This is a genomic window from Nocardia sienata NBRC 100364 (assembly GCF_001613205.1).
GTDB classification, from domain to species: Bacteria; Actinomycetota; Actinomycetes; order Mycobacteriales; family Mycobacteriaceae; genus Nocardia; species Nocardia sienata.
The window spans coordinates 72182-89660 of the sequence record NZ_BDBX01000033.1 but is presented as its reverse complement, the minus strand read 5'-3'; the positions used below and the strand labels follow the sequence as shown (position 1 = coordinate 89660).

General features: G+C 69.9%; 17 protein-coding genes. 9 read left to right on the top strand and 8 right to left on the bottom strand.

Translation table 11 applies throughout. The features are described 5' to 3' along the window. Positions 1 to 185: 185 nt before the first annotated feature. A complete protein-coding gene (locus NS4_RS18480; protein ID WP_063060768.1) occupies positions 186 to 1160 on the bottom strand; it encodes a GlxA family transcriptional regulator in 975 nt (324 codons plus the stop codon). 150 nt (positions 1161 to 1310) lie between these two features. Between NS4_RS18480 and NS4_RS18475 the strand changes: the two genes are divergently transcribed. Together NS4_RS18475 and NS4_RS18470 are read left to right on the top strand one after the other, a co-directional pair. Beyond that, complete coding sequence (locus NS4_RS18475) at positions 1311 to 1742, top strand: VOC family protein (protein ID WP_063060767.1); 432 nt, start codon at positions 1311 to 1313, stop codon at positions 1740 to 1742. Beyond that, positions 1742 to 2119, top strand: a complete 378-nt coding sequence (locus NS4_RS18470) for a helix-turn-helix domain-containing protein (protein ID WP_063060766.1) — start codon at positions 1742 to 1744, stop codon at positions 2117 to 2119. Before NS4_RS18475 ends, NS4_RS18470 begins: the two co-directional genes overlap by 1 nt. Before the next feature lie 12 nt (positions 2120 to 2131). On the opposite strand, the gene msrC is transcribed toward NS4_RS18470, so the two are convergent. After that, a complete protein-coding gene (gene msrC, locus NS4_RS18465) occupies positions 2132 to 2626 on the bottom strand; it encodes a free L-methionine (R)-S-oxide reductase MsrC (protein ID WP_063060765.1) in 495 nt (164 codons plus the stop codon). Between the two features lie 151 nt (positions 2627 to 2777). Between msrC and NS4_RS18460 the strand changes: the two genes are divergently transcribed. From NS4_RS18460 to NS4_RS18450, 3 genes are all read left to right on the top strand, one after another. Then, a complete protein-coding gene (locus NS4_RS18460; RefSeq protein ID WP_063060764.1) occupies positions 2778 to 4151 on the top strand; it encodes a styrene monooxygenase/indole monooxygenase family protein in 1374 nt (457 codons plus the stop codon). A gap of 369 nt (positions 4152 to 4520) precedes the next feature. Further along, on the top strand, positions 4521 to 5639 hold the full coding sequence (gene sfnG / locus NS4_RS18455) for a dimethylsulfone monooxygenase SfnG (protein ID WP_063060849.1): 1119 nt from the start codon (positions 4521 to 4523) through the stop codon (positions 5637 to 5639). Next, positions 5636 to 6850: an SfnB family sulfur acquisition oxidoreductase gene (locus NS4_RS18450; RefSeq protein WP_063060763.1), complete on the top strand. Its 1215-nt coding sequence runs from the start codon at positions 5636 to 5638 to the stop codon at positions 6848 to 6850. The genes sfnG and NS4_RS18450 overlap by 4 nt, the downstream gene beginning before the upstream one ends. 141 nt (positions 6851 to 6991) lie before the next feature. On the opposite strand, the gene NS4_RS18445 is transcribed toward NS4_RS18450, so the two are convergent. Then, positions 6992 to 7579 (bottom strand): type 1 glutamine amidotransferase domain-containing protein, encoded by a 588-nt coding sequence (locus NS4_RS18445; protein WP_063060762.1) that lies wholly within the window; start codon positions 7577 to 7579, stop codon positions 6992 to 6994. Between the two features lie 183 nt (positions 7580 to 7762). Here NS4_RS18445 and NS4_RS18440 point away from each other — a divergent pair, with 183 nt between their 5' ends. After that, a complete protein-coding gene (locus NS4_RS18440; RefSeq protein ID WP_063060761.1) occupies positions 7763 to 8242 on the top strand; it encodes a Dps family protein in 480 nt (159 codons plus the stop codon). 105 nt (positions 8243 to 8347) lie between these two features. Further along, the gene (locus NS4_RS18435) at positions 8348 to 9211 is read left to right on the top strand and encodes a Vgb family protein (protein ID WP_439955794.1); all 864 of its coding nucleotides are present in this window, start codon (positions 8348 to 8350) and stop codon (positions 9209 to 9211) included. A 50-nt stretch (positions 9212 to 9261) separates the two neighbouring features. Here the strand turns inward: NS4_RS18435 and abc-f are convergent, their stop codons facing one another. From abc-f to lpqS, 5 genes are all read right to left on the bottom strand, one after another. Then, positions 9262 to 10902, bottom strand: a complete 1641-nt coding sequence (gene abc-f, locus NS4_RS18430) for a ribosomal protection-like ABC-F family protein (RefSeq protein ID WP_063060759.1) — start codon at positions 10900 to 10902, stop codon at positions 9262 to 9264. 270 nt (positions 10903 to 11172) lie between these two features. Beyond that, complete coding sequence (locus NS4_RS18425) at positions 11173 to 11595, bottom strand: hypothetical protein (protein WP_063060758.1); 423 nt, start codon at positions 11593 to 11595, stop codon at positions 11173 to 11175. Positions 11596 to 12058: 463 nt separating this feature from the next. Beyond that, positions 12059 to 13378, bottom strand: a complete 1320-nt coding sequence (locus tag NS4_RS18420) for an MFS transporter (RefSeq protein ID WP_084487485.1) — start codon at positions 13376 to 13378, stop codon at positions 12059 to 12061. Then, a complete protein-coding gene (locus tag NS4_RS18415; RefSeq protein WP_063060757.1) occupies positions 13375 to 14505 on the bottom strand; it encodes a PLP-dependent cysteine synthase family protein in 1131 nt (376 codons plus the stop codon). The genes NS4_RS18420 and NS4_RS18415 overlap by 4 nt, the downstream gene beginning before the upstream one ends. A gap of 95 nt (positions 14506 to 14600) precedes the next feature. Next, positions 14601 to 15032 carry a putative copper homeostasis (lipo)protein LpqS gene (gene lpqS / locus NS4_RS18410; protein WP_157106109.1) on the bottom strand — a complete coding sequence of 144 codons (432 nt, stop codon included), beginning with the start codon at positions 15030 to 15032 and terminating at the stop codon, positions 14601 to 14603. A gap of 299 nt (positions 15033 to 15331) precedes the next feature. On the opposite strand from lpqS, the gene NS4_RS18405 reads away from it, so the two are divergent. Both NS4_RS18405 and NS4_RS18400 read left to right on the top strand, forming a co-directional pair. Next, the gene (locus tag NS4_RS18405) at positions 15332 to 17014 is read left to right on the top strand and encodes a WXG100 family type VII secretion target (RefSeq protein ID WP_063060755.1); all 1683 of its coding nucleotides are present in this window, start codon (positions 15332 to 15334) and stop codon (positions 17012 to 17014) included. A gap of 19 nt (positions 17015 to 17033) precedes the next feature. Further along, positions 17034 to 17465, top strand: coding sequence for a YbaB/EbfC family nucleoid-associated protein (locus NS4_RS18400; RefSeq protein ID WP_063060754.1), 432 nt, complete (start codon positions 17034 to 17036; stop codon positions 17463 to 17465). Positions 17466 to 17479 lie beyond the last annotated feature (14 nt).

The following is a 17479-nucleotide window of genomic DNA, read 5'->3' as shown; positions in this document are numbered from 1 at the left end:
CGTGAATCGTGTGGTGGAGGCGCACTCGCCCGCACGACGCGCGTGGCGTAACGCCGGCCGTGGGGAGGATGGCCCCGAGGACCTGAGCGGCGCATGCACAGCCCCACGGGTACAGCAGTCGGCGGTCCAGACGATCTACGGTCGTATACCGGTCGGTGGCCTGTCGGTTCACGGCCGGTGCGGGCTCACCACACCGGCCCGGCCGACCGGAACTCCGCCATGGACATACCGCGGCGCCGCCGGACCAGGTTGCGCAGGGTACCGCCGTTCAAGTAGCCGACCTTCGCCGCCACGGTGTCCACCGTGAGCGCCGTCGTACGCAACAGGTGTGCGGCGCGCTCGAGCCGGATGTCGTCCACGAAATCGCGGGGTGATCTGCCGAGTTCGGCCTGGGTGGCGCGTTGCAGGCTGCGTTCGGTGACGCCGAGTTCCGCGGCGGCCCGCGAAATCCGGAAACCTTCACCGATGTGTTCACGGACCCATCGCTCGAAACCGGAGGTGAGCGAGTGGCCGGCAGCGATCACCTCGGGGACGGCGAAATCGGCCTGGGACCGGCGGTTCCCGTCGGCCAGATACCGGCCGGTGAGGTCGGCGAGCGCGGGACTGCGCGCGTGCACGAACGACAGCGCCAGATCCAGATGTGACAGCGAGGCGCCCGCCGTGGTCACCCGCTCACCGCGGCACAGCGTCGCGCTCTCGTCCAACTCGACCTCGGGGTAGCGGCGCCGGAAGCTCGGGCCCAGCCACCAGCTGGTGGTCGCCCGCGACCCGTTCAGCACGCCGGCCTCGGCCAGCAGGAAGGTGCCCGTACACGCGGCGCCGAGCCGGGCACCACCCGCGTGTATCCCTCTGATCCGATCGAGCACGGCGGCGTTCTCGGGAGCGGACACCAGTTGGATCAAGGCGTCGGCCTCCAGCGCGCTGACCGCGGGTATCAGGAGCAGGTCGGGGTCGTCGTCGAGTTCGCCGAGCGGAACCGTGGGCACGGTGTGGCCGTGGCCGGAGCGGATCTCGGTACCCAGTGAAGCGACCCGGACCTGCCACGGTTCCGGCGGCGTGTCCAGTCTCGTACGCATCGCATTCGCCGTGGCGAAAGTTTCGAGCAGGGCGGCGAAGCCGAAATCGGCGATACCGTCCACGACGAATATGGTCACGTCCATGTCGGGAATAGTACGTAATATGTCGTTTCCGACACTCCTGTTCGGGATGAATCGGTTTTACGCTTTCGCGATGGAGAAGCCGCACCGGCCGCCCGGTCGGTTTCTCCGCCACCTCGACGCCCAGCGCGCAACACCCTTCCCGGAGTGCATATGCCCGTCCTCGCCACCCACGGCCCCCACCACATCCGACTCACGGTGACCGATATAGACCGGTCCCGCGACTTCTACCGTGATGTGCTCGGGTTCGATATCGTCGCCGAATCCCCAGGACATCCGGACGATCCGGAGGTCCGCACCGATCCGTACCGGCTCTACGGCGGATGCGTGTTCCAGGCCGGCGCCATGCTGCTGGGTCTGCGCCCGGTCGCGGCCGCCGGTGATTCATTCGATTCCGAGCGGGTCGGGCTGGACCATCTGAGCTTCGCGGTGGATTCCAAGCAGGACCTGTTCACCGCCGCCGAGCGATTGGCGGCCGCGGGTGTCGAACACGGGGTGGTCACCGAAATGGAGCAGTTCGGCATTGCGATCCTGTCGTTCGACGATCCGGACGGGATCCATCTCGAGCTCACGGCCCCGCTGTGATGCCGGCCCTTCGTGACTTCCGCCCGGCAGCGCGCGGCGCCTGCGACCGTCACGCGGGCTCCGCGTACGAACCCGGGCACTCGGTCGTTCGCGAACCGTGGCGTGAGCTGTCCGAAGCCGAGCGCGCGGTCGCGATTCTCGCGGCCGCGGGCTGGACCAACAGCGCCATCGCGGTCCGCCGGGGCACCTCGGTCCGCACCACCGAGGCGCAACTTGCCGCTGTACTGCGCAAACTGGTGATCGGCTCACGGCGCGACATCGTCGGCTTCGTTCCCGAGCATCTCGTCGCGCAGGTGCGGCTGGAAGCCGCGCGGCGAGCACCGCGCCGGCGCGGGCGGCTGCACCACCGGCCCCAGGACCAGCCGGTGCGGCGATAGGATCGGCCCGGATCAGCCGCCGGGCAGCGACCGCACGAAGACCTCGGCGACCGATTCCAGCCCACGCCGGTCGGTCTCGTCGAATCGCGCGACGCGCGGACTGTCGATATCGAGCACACCGATCAACTCGTCACCGCCGCCGATCAGCGGCACCACGATCTCCGATCGGCTGTCGGCGTCGCAGGCGATATGGCCGGGATAGGCGTGCACATCGGGCACCAGCTGGGTGCGGCGGGTATGTGCGGCGGTACCGCACACACCCGCGCCGAGCGCGATCCGTACGCAGGCCGGTTTGCCCTGGAAGGGGCCCACGACGAGTTCCCGGCCGTCGTAGAAGTAGAAACCGGCCCAGTTCACCTCGGACAGGCTGTGGTAGATCAGCGCGCTCAGATTGGCGGCGTTCGCGATCCGGTCGGCTTCGCCGGACAACAGAGCGTCGGCCTGCGCGGTGAGCTGCCGGTACCCCTCGGCGCGGTCGCCGGTCAGTGGGACGAGATCGAAGGTCATGCTCGGCGATGGTAGAGCGGCGCGGACCGGCCCGGTCGCGCGGAAACCGTCGATGGTGTCATGAAAAACGCTGCCGTGCGGGGTTGTTCGCCATCAATTCGCGCTGAGTGTAATAGTGCACCCCGGCCGCGGTGATCGTGACCATGGCGCTATGACAACACAGCACACCTCCCACCGTAAGGCCGCCGTGATCGGGGCCGGGCAGACCGGCGTGACCGCGGCGCTCGGCCTGCTCGACGCCGGTTTCACGGTCACCGTCTACAGCGACAAGGACCAGCGCGACCTGCGCGACAAGGTGCCGGCCACCGGTACCGCGCTGATCTTCGGTGAGGCCCAGGCCGCCGAAGCGGCGCTCGGGCTGCCCACCTACCTCGATCGCGCACCGCTGCACAGCGGTCTCACGGTTCGTGTCGCCGGTGGCGGCGAGGAACTGATCGCCTTCGACGGTGCGTTCGACGGATTCCACGGTCTCGCCGTCGACACCCGGCTCAAGGCCGACGAACGGCTGACCACCTTCCTGGAACGCGGCGGCCGGTTCGTCGTCGACCCGGTGACACCCGAACGGCTCGACCCGATCGCCGCCGACAACGATCTGACGCTGGTCGCGACCGGCCGGGGCGGGCTGTCCCAGCTGTTCGAGGTGGACCGGACCCGCACCGTCTACGACGCGCCCCAACGCAGCCTGCTGACTGTCACCGTGACCGGTCTCCCGCACGACGAGTCGGTGTTCGCCCACCGCAGCCCGGCCGGCGGTGGCCGCAGCGGTTTCTCCATCGTGGCCGAGGAAGGCGAGGCGTGGTGGGGACCGTATCTGCACAAAGACGCCGGGCCGACCTGGGCGTTCCTGGGCTGGGCACGGCCGGGCGGCGACTGGGAGAAGCGGTTCGCGGCCGCCGATTCGGCGGAATCGGCGCACCGGATCGTGACCGACCTCTACCGCGACTACCTCGACTGGGACCTGCCGGAGGTACTCGCCACGAGGGTGCTTTCCGAGGATCCGCACTCCTGGCTCAAGGGTGCGGTGCGGCCGCTGTTCCGGCGCGGGGTCGGGCACACCGCGGGCGGGCATCCGGTGGCGGCGCTGGGCGATACCGCCGTGGCCTACGACCCGATCGCCGGGCAGGGGGCGCAAAGCGGGCTCATCCAGGCACAACGTCTGGTCGCCGCGGCGGCCACGCACGACGGCGCCTTCGACGACGCCTGGATCACCGCAGAGTACGAGGCGTTTCTGGAGGCCCGCGCCGAGGACGCCGCCAAGGTCACCCGGCTGTTCCTCAGTGACCCCGAGTTCGCCGAGATCGGCGGCCAGTTCTTCAGCGCGGCCGCGGCCGACCCCCGCTTCGCCTCGGCGCTCGTGGGCACACTGCACCGCCCGCAAGCGGCCCGCCCGGTGAACTCGGTGGCCGACGCGCACCAGCTCATCGCGCAGGTCACCGGGGAGGACGCGGCCGAGGTGCTGGCCCGGTTCCGGCCCGCCGGCCGGTTCAGCAGGTCGCAGTACAGCGCAGCCGCCGCCACCGCCTGACCCGACCCCGGCGACTCGGGGCCGCCGGGCGGCCGGCTGCGAGCCCGAGTATCGGATGCGGGTCGCCGGTACTCGGGTGCGGGGTCCACGGGCGCGTTCCCGCGCCGGGCGACCCGGCGTGGCCACCGCCTGCCCGACCCACCGCTCCCGGTCGCCGGGTGCATGTATCGGGATAGGTTCCCGCCGATTCAAAACCTCGTCCCTCCACAACCGCGCTGGTGAACTGGACTCGCGCCGGGTGCAGGAGTTGCCGTGCCCGGCCTTCCAGACCACAGAGGCCGCGGACCGGCGGCGGGAGCAGCGATATGCGCCACCCCCGCCGACGCTTCGGCCTCCGCGGACCGCATGTACCAGCTCGAGGGAGGCTCGATGAGTACTGAGAAGATCACCGACCGGCTCCGGTTCGCCTACTGGGTCCCCAATGTCAGCGGCGGTCTGGTGACCAGCGATATCGAACAGCGCACCGGCTGGGATTTCGAGTACAACAAGAAGCTCGCGCAGACCGCCGAACGCAACGGTTTCGACTATGCGCTCTCCCAGGTCCGCTATACCGCCTCCTACGGCGCCGAGTACCAGCACGAATCCACTTCGTTCAGCCTGGCGCTGCTCGGCGCCACCGAACGGCTGAAGGTGATCGCCGCGGTCCATCCCGGCCTGTGGCATCCCGCCGTACTCGCCAAATTCGGTGCCACCGCCGATCATCTGTCGGGCGGGCGGTTCGCTATCAATGTGGTCTCGGGCTGGTTCGCGGGGGAGTTCACCGCACTCGGTGAGCCGTGGCTCGAACACGACGAGCGCTACCGCCGCAGCGCGGAGTTCCTGGAAGTGATCCGCAAGATCTGGACCGAGGACAACGTGAACTACGGCGGCGATTTCTACCGCATCCGCGATTTCACGCTCAAGCCGAAGCCGCTGAACACCCCCGAACGCCCGAATCCCGAGCTGTTCCAGGGCGGTAACTCCAGCGCGGCCCGCCGCAACGGCGGACGCCACGCGGACTGGTATTTCTCCAACGGCAAGGACTTCGACGGCGTCACCGAACAACTCGACGATCTGCGGGCGGTCGCCCGGGCTCACGACCGGGAAGTGAAGTTCGGGCTGAACGGCTTCATCATCGCCCGCGATACCGAGCGCGAGGCACACGACACTCTGCGCGAGATCATCGACAAGGCCGACAAGCCGGCGGTCGAGGGTTTCCGCGACGCCGTGCAGCAGGCCGGCGCCGCCACCCGGGACGGCAAGGGGATGTGGGCGGATTCGAGTTTCGAGGATCTGGTCCAGTACAACGACGGGTTCCGGACCAAGCTGATCGGTACGCCCGAGCAGGTCGCCGAGCGGATCGTCGCCTATCGCGAACTGGGCGTGGACTTGATCCTGGGCGGATTCCTGCACTTCCAGGAGGAGATCGAGTACTTCGGGGCCAAGGTGCTGCCGCTGGTACGTGAACTCGAGGCCGCGCGACGTCCGGCAGCGGTGGCAGGGCGATGACCGCGGTCGGGGCTGCCCGGATCGCCTCGGCCGCGCAGGCGCGCGCCGTTGCCGCGGAGCTGGCGGCCGAATTCGCGGTGGGTGCCGCCGACCGCGACCGGGAGCGGGCCCTGCCCTTCGCCGAAGTGCGCGAACTCGCGGCCACCGGGCTGCTGGCGGTGACCGTGCCCGCGGACCTGGGCGGCGCTGATCTGCCGCCCAGCGAGGTCGCGGAGGTGGTGCGGCTGCTCGCGGTCGCCGATCCGAATATCGCGCAGATTCCGCACAGCCACTTCGTCTATGTGAACCTACTGAAGCTGGCGGGGTCCGCCGGCCAGCGGCGCCGTTATCTGGGTGGTGTCCTGGACGGCGCACAGATCGCGAACGCCCAGTCCGAACGCGGCGGCGCGACCGTCGCCGATATCGCGACGACCGTGCGCCCGCTCGCGGGCGGACAGCGCTTCCGGGTCGACGGGGTCAAGTACTACTGCACCGGTTCCCTGTTCGCCGACTTCCTGGCGGTCCTGACCGAGCTGGATGATCCCGAGGGTGCTGCCGGGCTGCCGGGCGGTCAGTACATCGCCTTCCTGCCCGCCGACGCCCCGGGCGTGCGGATCGTCGACGACTGGAACGGTTTCGGTCAGCGCACCACCGGCAGCGGTACGGTGTCGTTCGAGAACGTGGTGGTCGAGCGCGATCAGCTGGTGGCCCGGACCGCCGCGGTCGACCGGCCCACCGCCTACGGTGCCTCCGCGCAGCTGCTGCACGCGGCAATCGACACGGGTATCGCCCGCGGGGCGCTCACCGCCGCCGCCGGCTTCGCTCGGGAGAAGAGCCGGCCCTGGTTCGAGGCACAGGTGAGCCGGGCGATCGACGATCCGCTGCTCGTGCAGCGGTTCGGGGAACTGGCGGTCGCGGTCGCCGCGGCCGAGGCCGGGCTGGCGGCCGCCGGTGCGGCGGTGGACGCCGCGCTGGGTGCGCCGCAACAGGTCGCCGAGGCCTCGCTCGCCGTCGCCACCGCCAAGATCCTGGCCGACCGCGCGGCCACCGAGGTATCCAGCGCGCTGTTCGAGGTGAGCGGTACCCGCAGCGCGGCCGACGACCTCAACCTGCACCATTTCTGGCGCAATGCCCGGACCCACACCCTGCACGACCCGGTCCGCTGGAAATACCAGCACCTCGGCCGCACACTGCTGCACGGCAGTCTACCGCCGCTGCACGGGGTGATCTAGCCGGACACCGGCCCGGCGGGAAAGTGCTCCCTCGCCGGGCCCGCCGATAGTGGCCGAATGTGGGTCGGCCACTATCGGCGTCCGGTCGGGAAGGGAGCGGCGGCGGTGCTACCGCGCGAGGCGTCCGGCAGTGCCGGCCGGTCAGCGGGACGCCGTCGCGCCCTCCGGATGTACCGGATGTTTCCCCTCCGCGAACTCCTCGACGATCTTCGCGCAGAACGCGGGCAGATCGCCGGGGTTGCGGCTGGACACCAGACCGCGGTCGTTCACCACTTCCTCGTCGACCACATTGCCGCCGGCATTGCGGATATCGGTCCGCACGCTCGGATAGGCCGTGAGTGTGCGGCCCCGCACCACATCCGCCTCCACCAGCGTCCACGGGCCGTGGCAGATGACGCCGACCGGTTTACCGGTGGCGAAGAAATTCCGCACGAAGGCCACCGCCGACTCGTCCTGCCGGAGTTTGTCGGGATTGGTCGTGCCGCCCGGCAGAATCAACGCGTCGAACTCGTCGGGGCTGCATTCGCCCACCACGCGGTCCACGTCGAAGGTGTCGCCCTTCTCCACATCATGGTTCATGGCCTGGATCTGCCCCGGTTTCAGCGACAGCAGCACGGTGCTGGCGCCGGCGTCCTCGACCGCGGATCGCGGCTGCACTAGCTCCACCTGCTCCACCCCGTCGGCGGCGAGAACAGCGACTCGTCGCCCTGTCAGATTCTGCTGACCCATGCCTGCTCCTTCCGTATGCGCGGATTGCGGTCTGTCCCGCGGCCTACCCGGGCCCATGGCGGTGAAACGTGGCGCCCACCGCCGGTCAGTGGGATCGCGCACACCCGGGCCGGTCGCTGATTCGAGCGCGGACGACCGGGTAGTCGGCCCCTGTCCGGCGAACGAGAAGAAAGGCATTCGACGATGAACGTCCCCATCAAGAGCACCCTCGACCCGGAACAGCAGCACATCGCCGGTGAGGCCCTGCGCGCCACTGTCGTCGACCTCATCGATCTGTCGCTGATCGCCAAGCAGGCCCACTGGAATGTCCTCGGCCGTAACTTCCGCTCCGTCCATCTCGCACTGGACGAACTGGTGACCGCGGCCCGCGAGTTCACCGACGAGGCCGCCGAACGGGCGACCTCCATCGGGGTCAGCCCGGACGGCCGGGCCGCGACCGTCGCCAAGGAGGCCGGCGGTCTCGAATTCCCTGACGGCTGGCAGCAGGACACCGATGTCATCGATGCCATCGTCAAGAACCTCAGCAAGGTCATCGGCCGCCTGCGGGAGCGCATCGACGCCACCGAGAAGGCGGATCCGGTGACCCAGGATCTGTTCATCGCGATCGCGGCCCGGCTCGAACAGTTGCACTGGATGTGGCAGGCTCAGGTCTCCTCCGCCTGACACGTCGTACCGCGCTCGCGCGGCCCGGCGGGCAGACCGCCGAGCCGGGCGAGGAGTACCGCCCGGTCGCGCCGTGACCGGGCGGCAGTGCGAGGAGGAGTGCGAGTGGTTCGGGTTTCCGGATCGCCGTATGGGCTCAGTGCGGGCCCGGACGGCGCTCTGTGGTTCACCATGGCGGCCGAGGGCGCCGTCGGCCGATACCTCGACGGTGAGGTCCGGACCTTTCCGCTCGAACCGTCCGGCGGACAGCCGACGGTGATCGTCCCGGGACCCGGCGACGCCATGTGGTTCACCGAATTCCGTGGTGACCGCATCGGCCGCATCGCTGGGGAAGGTGATGCGACCTGGTTCCCGGCGCGATCTCCGTACGGCATCACCGCGGGCCCCGACGGTGCCGTGTGGTTCACCGAATTGCAGAACGACACCATCGGCCGGCTGACCGTGGACGGAGAACTGACCCGGTTCGCCGTGTCGGGAATGCCGTCGATGATCACCACCGGCCCGGACGGGGCGCTGTGGTTCACCCTCAATCAGGGCAATGCGATCGGCCGGATCGAGCCCGTCAGCGGCGCCACGGCCGTGTACCCGCTGCCGACCGAAGGCGCCATGCCGGTCGGTATCACCGCAGGTCCCGACGACGCGCTGTGGTTCGTGGAGATCGGGGCCGGGCAGGTCGGCCGGATCGGGACCGACGCCACGATCACCGAGTTCGCGCTCCCGGACCGCGCGGCCCGGCCCCATGCCATCGTCGCGGGCCCGGACGGGGCGCTGTGGTTCACCGAATGGGCGGCGACGCGGCTCGGCCGCATCACCACCGACGGCGCGATCACCGAGACCGGACTTCCCGGTGCCGAACCCCACGGGGTGACAGTCGGGCCGGACGGCGCGCTGTGGGTGGCGATGGAATCGGGCAGCCTCGAGCGCATCGCGGTCCGACGGCCGGAGACGGCCGTCCGCCCGGCGCGGTGATCACCGCGCCGAGCAGGCGGGTTCAGGGCTCGCCTCGCCCCGGTCGGGGCTCAGCCGGCTGCGACGGGCCCGGCGACCTCGCGTAGTAGACCGTCGGCCAATCGCAGTCGGCGATGCACCCCGATCTCGGTGAGGAACCGCTCGTCATGGCTGACGACCACGAACGCGCCCCGGTAGGCATCGAGTGCGCTTTCGAGCTGCCCCACGCTGACCAGATCGAGGTTGTTGGTCGGTTCGTCCAAGAGCAGCAGCTGCGGTGCCGGCTCCGCGAACAGCACGCAGGCCAGGGTGGCGCGCAGCCGCTCACCGCCGGATAGCGCGCCCACCGGCAGATCGACCCGGGAACCCCGGAAAAGGAACCGCGCCAGCAGGTTCAGCCGTTGCGGTGTGGGCAGGTTCGGGGCGAAGGCGGCCAGGTTCTCGGCGACGGTGCGATCGAGGTCGAGCAGGTCCAGTCGCTGCGAGAGATAGGCGACCCGGCCCTCGGCCCGGGTGACCGAACCGCTTTCCGGCGTCAGATCGCCGTGCACGATCCGCAGCAGGGTGGATTTGCCCGCACCGTTGGGGCCGGTCAGCGCGATCCGTTCGGGACCGCGAATCGTCAGATCCGCGCCGGCACCGGCGAAGACCTCCTGTTCGCCGAATCGGTAGCGGATCCGCTCCCCGGCGAACACGGTGCGCCCGGCCGGGACATCGGTACCCGGTAGCTGCAGGGTGATCCGCTGCTCCGGGCGCAGGGCGCGCTCGGCCAGGTCGAGCCGGTTCTTCGCGGCGTCGACCCGGGCGGCGTGGGTCTCGTTCGCCCGCCCGGCCGACTCCTGGGCATTGCGTTTCATGGTTCCGGCGAAGATCTTCGGCAGCCCCGCGTTACCCAGATTCCGGGCCGCGTTGCTCGCCCGCCGGGCGGCGCGCTCCCGGGCCTGCTGAAGTTCCCGCTTCTCGCGTTTCACCTCCTGCTCGGCATTGCGGATGTTCTTCTCCGCGACCTCGCGCTCGGCCCGCACCGCCTCCTCGTACTCGCTGAAATTCCCGCCGTAGAAGCGGATCTCGCCGGCATACAGTTCGGCGATACGGTCCATCCGGTCCAGTAGTGCCCGGTCGTGGCTCACCAACAGCAGGCAGCCCTTCCAGTCGGCCAGTAGATCGTAGAGCCGATGCCGGGCCGCGAGATCGAGGTTGTTCGTCGGCTCGTCGAGCAGCAACACATCGGGTCGGCGCAGCAGCTGGGCCGCCAGACCCAGCGACACCACCTGACCGCCGCTGAGGGTGCGCAACCGCCGGGTCAGCGTGAGCTCGCCCAGATCGAGGCGTTCCAGCTGGGCGCGGGTGCGTTCCTCGATATCCCAGTCGTTGCCGATGATGGTGAAATGCTCTTCGGCGGTGTCACCGGATTCGACGGCGTGCAGCGCGGCCAGGACCGGTGCGATACCCAGGGTTTCGGCGACCGTCATCTCGCCGGTGAGCGGCAGGGTCTGCGGGAGGTAACCGAGTACGCCGTCGACGGACACAGCGCCGGCACCGGGTTCCAACTCACCCGCGAGCAAGCGGAGCAGCGTGCTCTTACCCGCGCCGTTGGGTGCGACCAGACCGGTGCGGCCGCCGGGCACGCTGAAGGACAGATCGGTGAATACAGCGGTGTCGTCCGGCCAGGAGAAAGACAGGTTCGAACAGACGATGAAAGATTCGGACATGTAGGAGAGACCTCGGTTGTCGTTCGGGCGCGTAACGCTGCCCCGAAGAAGGAAAAGTGAACGACGGAACGGCCACTACAGCGGCGCCCGATGCGCCCTACTGGTGGCCGTCAGAGCCGGGTGGCTCCGGAGATGTCGAGTTCACCAACCATGATCGATCTCTCTGCGGTCGAGGATTCCTGTTCACGATAGCAGTCCGCGCACCGGCGGCCGGGGGATCGGTACCCGGCGTCGCGCTCGCCGGCCGGACAGCAGCGCGATGGCGTCGGTTCAGGGGCGCGCCGCGAGGTGGGGCGCAAGATCACCGGTGGTGGGCGGTTCGGCGCACTGCATTCCGCACCGATGCCCCGGCACGGTGGATCCGTCCTCGTACTCGCAACTGGCGTTGTCACAGGTGTAGGGGCGGTTGTTAGGCTCCACCGGCAGAGGGTCGGAGTAGTACGACCACGCGAAGGCTCCGGAGTTCGAGATGGGCGAACAGTAGGCCGTCGTGCCGTCGGGGAGGTGCCCGGCCTCGACGGGACCTTCGCAATGGCTGTGCAGGCCGACCTGGAGGCTCGGGGTGTCGGCGACCGGGGTCGGCTGGGTCCAGTGGAGACCGGCCGCCGGAGTGGCGCCGGCGGAGACGAGGGCGACGGCCCCGATGATCGCACCGAGAAGCCGAGAGCCCCGGCGACGCGCTTGTGGCCTCATGGTTCGCCTCCGTTCTGTCGAGTTCCCACGGTGCGAGTCGATTGATATTAGCTATCAACGCAGGTGGGCGGCAATGGCTGCCTGGGCGGTGTGGGGTCGGGCCCGCGTGGCAAAGCCGGAAACGTGCCGCAACCGTGACCTGTGCGGTGGTCCCGCGCGGTAGCGGCCACCCGTCACCGCGCCCGCGAAGGAGGATTGCCGCCGCCGAGCCCGCCCGGCCCGTGATGCTCGCCTCGGACCGTGCCCGGGTCTCGATTCGGGCACAGGTGCTGCCGCCGACGATCCGGTCGCGTTGCCGGGGTCGGTCTTCGGTTGTCCGCTCGGCGTGCCGTGCCCAGGGGGCGAGGTGAGGCCGCTGCGCCCGGTCCCCGGCCCGTCTGCGGGTGCCCACCTGTCCGCGCCCGGCCGAGCGATCGTTCGATCGGCCTACCGCCGCCGGCCGGCGCCTCGCCACCGTGGAGACTCAGCTGCCGCGGCCGACCGATCCGGAGACCCGGGAGCCGGGTTTCACCGCGGCCGCCACGTCACCGGCGGATGTGGTGGGTTCCGCCGTACCGGAGTGGTCGGTCCCGGTCCGGCCGAGGCGGGCCACGGCAACTGCCGAAACGGCTCCGATCAGGGACAGCCCGACCCAGATCAGCGTTTCGGCGTCCGCTGCCCGAGCGGCGCCGAATACGGCGCCGGTGGCGAGATTGCCGATCAGGATGCCGACACCGACCACAGTGTTGTAGAAGCCGTAGTAGGTGCCCACCAGGCGGTCTCCGGCAAGCGTGACGACCGTGTCCATCTCGAACGGGAAGACCGCGGCGGTCCCGACGGCCAGCAGCGCCGCCGAGATCAGCAGCGCGGTCACCGCGGCCCAGGTGCCGAATCGCGCCGGGACGGGGACCACAGCGAGCGGCAGGAATGCCCCGGCCAGGACCGCCATCCCGGCGACCAGGGCACCTCCGGTGCCCCAGCGCGCCCGGAACCACGCGGTGATCCGCAATTGGCCGGCCACCGCGACCACCCCGGAGATGACGAACAGCGCGGAGACCAGCAACTGGGCGCGCTCTGCGGCGATCATCTCCGCCTGCAGCGGAAGCGCGAGGTACATCTGGAAGGACAGGACGTAGGAGCCGATCATCGCCACCGAGAACGCCACGAACCGCCGGTTGCGCAGCACACCGGCCCATGCCGTCCACACCGGAACCCGGGCGTGCTCGGTGAGTTCGGGCCCGGCGGGCAGCGCCAGCAGCTGGGCCACGGTCAGCACGGCGAATACCAGGGCGGCCGCGGCCGCCACTACGCGGAAATCGAGGGTCAGCAGCGCGACCCCGACCAGTGGACCCGCGAGGATGCCGGCCTGGTAGAAGATATTGAACAGGGCGAAGGCTTCCACTCGGCGCGACCCGGAACCGGCGGCGAGGTAGGCGCGGACCGCCGGATTGAACAGCGCCCCGGCGAATCCGGTGGCGGCCGAGGCGATCAGTAGTGCGGGTAGGCCGGTGGCGAACACCAGCAGTGCGAAACCGCCCGTGCGCAACAGGCATCCGGCCACGATCAGGGGTTTGTAACCCAGCCGGTCGGCCAGCGTTCCGCCGATCAGGAACATGCCCTGCTGGGAGAAATTGCGTACGCCCAGCACGAGGCCCACCGCCCAGGCGGCCAGCCCCAGGGGACCGGCCAGATACCCGGCCAGAAACGGCATCAACATGTAAAAACCGAGGTTGATGCCGAACTGGTTGATCATCAGCAGCCGCACCGGGGTGTCGAAGCTGCGGAAGGTAGCGAGAGTGTTCATCGGCGGGCTCCTCCCACTGTGCTGTGTCCGCGCGGATCCACCACGGTCGCGCAGCGGGTCCAGGACCGGAACTCCGCCTCGAACGGGGAGGACACCGTATCCGGCCCGGTCGGCGGCGCCACGCCGAGTAATCCGTGTGCGCGGCAGTACTCGTCGCTGAAGACAGTGTCGAAATAGCGTTGCGGGCCGTCGGGGAAGATGGCGGCGATCTGGGCGTCCGCGTCGAACTGCCCGGCCGCCCAGCCCGCGACCAGGGCCACCGCGCCGACGCTCCAGCCGCCGGTGGCGTGGTGGGTCGTGGCCAGGGTCCGGCAGGCCCATACCGCTTCGGCCGGGGCGACCCAGTGGACTTCGTCGAATGCGGTGTAGTCGACATTGGCGGGATAGATGCTGGAACCGAGCCCGCGCATGAGCCGCGGTCCTGCCGGTTGCCCGAAGATGACGGAGGACACGGTGTCCACGCCGATCAGCTTCAGGTTCGGGTCGAACCGGCGCAGTACCCGCGCCACCCCGGCGGAATGACCGCCGGTGCCCACCGCGCAGACGAGTACGTCCACGCCGCCCAGCTGTTCGATCAGCTCCACTCCCAGCGACTCGTATCCGGCCACATTGTCGGGATTGTTGTACTGGTCCGGGCACCACGCCGATGGCTGTACGGCCAGTATCCGCGCCACTCGATCGCGGCGGGCCTGCTGCCATCCGCCGACCGGATCCGGTGCGGGCACCAATTCGACGGTGGCGCCGTACGCCGTCAGCATCTGTTCCACGATCGGCTCCAGCCCGGGGTCGGTGACCAGGGTGACCGGGTGATGGTAGGCGACTCCGGCCAGCGCCAGGCCCAGCCCCAGGGTGCCGCTGGTGGATTCCACGATCCGCGCGCCCGGTGCGAGATCGCCGCGCTCCCGGGCGCGCCGCACCATGTGCAGGGCGGGACGGTCCTTCATCCCGCCGGGATTGCTGCCCTCGAGCTTGGCCCAGAATCCGCGCCCGGCGGGAGCGAGCGGGGCGCCCACCCACAGCACCGGTGTTCTCCCCACGAGGGCGGGCGGCGTCAGGGCGGTGCCGGGCATCGAAGCGATTCCGGTGGCGGTCGGCTCCGCCCGTTCGGGCAGGACCACATTGTTCATGACTGTCGCTTTCTGTATCGGGTCCCGCGGACCCGGAGGCGGGTGGTCGGCAGCGAACTCCGGCCGGCCCCATGGGGACGGTCGGAGCGGGCCGATCAGCGCCGGGCGATACAGAAGTGGGTGAGAATCTCGCGACCACCGGCGGCGAGCGCGCCGGCCGGGGGTCCCCGGATCCAGCGTCCGGGGATGGGCGCGAGCGAGAGCGCGACCGCCGTGGTGAGCGTCAGTGTCACCAGGAGGACGAGAACGAGCGGATCGGGGACCCGCGCGGGGAGGACCACCTGGGATACGCAGTGAACCGCGTGGGCTGTGCAGTGGCTCCCCGCCGGGTCGCCGGTGTGTACATGGTGCCCGGCCGCGGCCACCGCCTCGTGCGCTCGGGAGTGCGCTGCCGCCGCCGGGACGAGATCGCAGTGCAACAGGGGCGACAGCAACGTCAGCGCGGCCAGGACGACCATGATCGTCGCGCCGCGGGTCCGGCGGTTGTGCCCGGCCGTCTCGGTTCCGGCGTGCGCGGTGATGGTCATCGGCACACCTCCGTTCCCGAGCGTCGCGTCCACGGCCGGCCCCGTGCCGGTGTGGCTACTCTACCCCCGTGGGGTACAGGCGCGATGGGCGCGGCGGCGGCGGGTCGATCACCCGACACGTCCGAAACTCGACCGCCCACCGCGAACATCGGGCAGTTCTCCGCTCGGGTGCGGTGGTCAGTGCGTCTGTGCAGGTGGGAGTGTATTGCCAGTACCAGGAAGAGTTGCGGGATGCGGCGACACCCCCCGCTCCCGCACACTGGTCGCAATTGTGGTGAGCCGCGCGGAAGGGTGATCGAGTGAGTCAGCCGCTGTGGCTCGATCCGGGCGAATTACACGCCTCCGCAGCGGAGTTGGACCAGGTGGCCGCCGAAACGGCACAGATGGTGGCCGAGTTGAAGGAGGCCTTCGCCCGGGAGGGGGAGTGCTGGGGCGGTGACAAGCCCGGCAATGCCTTCGCCGAAGGCTACCTACCGAGTACCGAACAGAGTATGGCGGGTTTCGAGGACCTGGTGAACAGTGCCCGCGCGATGAGTGCCGGTCTCCGCGCGGCCGCCGACACGTTCACGGAGGCGGATCGCGCGGGTGGAACGCAGCTGCGGGATGCGGCTGCGGCCTGGTCCGGCCCCGTCGGTTCGGTCCCGGTTGCGGCGGCGCCCGCCGCGCGCGCTTCGGCTCCGGACACCGCGGACCGGGCCGCCCCGGCCGACCGGCAACCCCTCGTCTCCGGCCGGTCGACGGGGAATTCGTCCGCCGGCGACCCGGAATCGCGCGCCACGAACGACGCGGAGCCCGCAGCCGCCGGTGGCACGGAGCAGCCACAGCCGGTGCGATCCGGGCCGGAGCCGGTGCGAACCGGGCCCGACCCGGCTCGCGGGCAATCCGAGCCGCCGCAGGCCGGATCCGCTGAGCCGAGTTCCGGGAAGCGCGTGCCCGAGGACCCCCTCGAACAGCCACCCACGCTCGCCCTGCCATGGGCGTCCGCCCCGGGGGTCTCCGCGCTACGGAGCATCGACGCAGGTCTCACCACAGCCCCGGAGTCTTCGAAACCGGTGGCGGCGCGTGCCGAGGCCTCGCGTGCGGCTACCGGTACCCCCTGGAGTTCCACCGCGCCCAGCTCTCCTCGGCCCGGTTCTGCCGCACCCCAGGAGAACCAGATACCCCCACGGACGGTTCCGCCGCGCACCGCCGACCGCCCGCCGACCCAGGCGAAACCGGATGCGGACTCGCGCAGGAATCCGCCGCCTCGTGCGCGGGTAGCAGCGCGGCCCCGCCGGGAAACCGGTGATGCGGCCATGGAAATCCTGCGGGATATGGCGCTGCGGCACGATCTCGAGATCGTCGGATTCGAAACGGCGGGTATCGCCGAGCACACAGCGCAGGAGATCGCTGATGCTGTCGACACGGTGGTCACCGCGTATCCGGTGATCCTGCGTGGGCTCGAGGTGGCCGAGGGCGGGCCGCCTTCGCGGGTGGAGAACCGGAACGAGGCCGTGGCGGATCCTGCGGCGACCTCGTCGCTGTCACCGCAACCGTGGATCGTGCTGAGCGATGCCGCCGCCGCGGATCCAGGCGTACTCGGCGGAAACGGCCCGGCCGGGCACGCCGCCGCTGTGCGCGAGGTATTACGGCAACGCCCGATGTATGTGACCGTACTGCTGGAACTCGGCCATGCGCTCGACCTGACCGGTGGACTGTGCGCCCGGGCGCAGGCGCAGCGCGCGCTGATCACCGAATATCTGCGTATCAGCGGTGCCCAGGGCGAGCGCCTGGGCCGGATCGTCAGCGGCTACAAATCGTGGCGCGCCGAGCTCGGCGGCTATTGCTTCGACGACGGCGCGTTCTCGCCCGGGCGGGCCCTGGCCGCCGGCTTCGCGGCGGTCGAAGTGGACAGCGCCGCCGCGCCCGCTTCGGCCAGAACATTGCATCGTCTGCTGGTGGCGCTGGCGCATGCCGCGCTGCCCGACCTCGATGACCGATGATCCTGGAAGGGTATTTGCCATGGACCGGTGGAAGCGCGAAGGTCTGCTGTCCGCGAACAACGGGTTGCGTAATCAGGTAGAGGATCTGCTCGACGCCTACCAGCGGCAGCAGGGACGGCTGGCCGATACATTCCGGCAGCTGGAGGGGCTGCGGATGCGTGCGCACTCACCGGACCGTTCCGTGGAGGTGACCGTCGACGCGGGCGGCGTACTCACCGAACTGAACCTGACCGATTCGGCGCTCCGTAAGACCCCCGGCGAGCTGGCCCGCACCATTGTCGCCGCGGTTTCGCAGGCAGCCGGGCGTGTCCGCGAACATCAGCACGAAATGACCTCCTCCGTCGCAGGCGAATTCGAGGAGTTCGGTGATTTCTCCGATATCGTGCCCGAGGCGCCGGAACTGGGTGATATCCGCGCCTACTTACGCGGTGCCGAGCGCCCCGCGGAATAAAGGGCTGTGGGTCG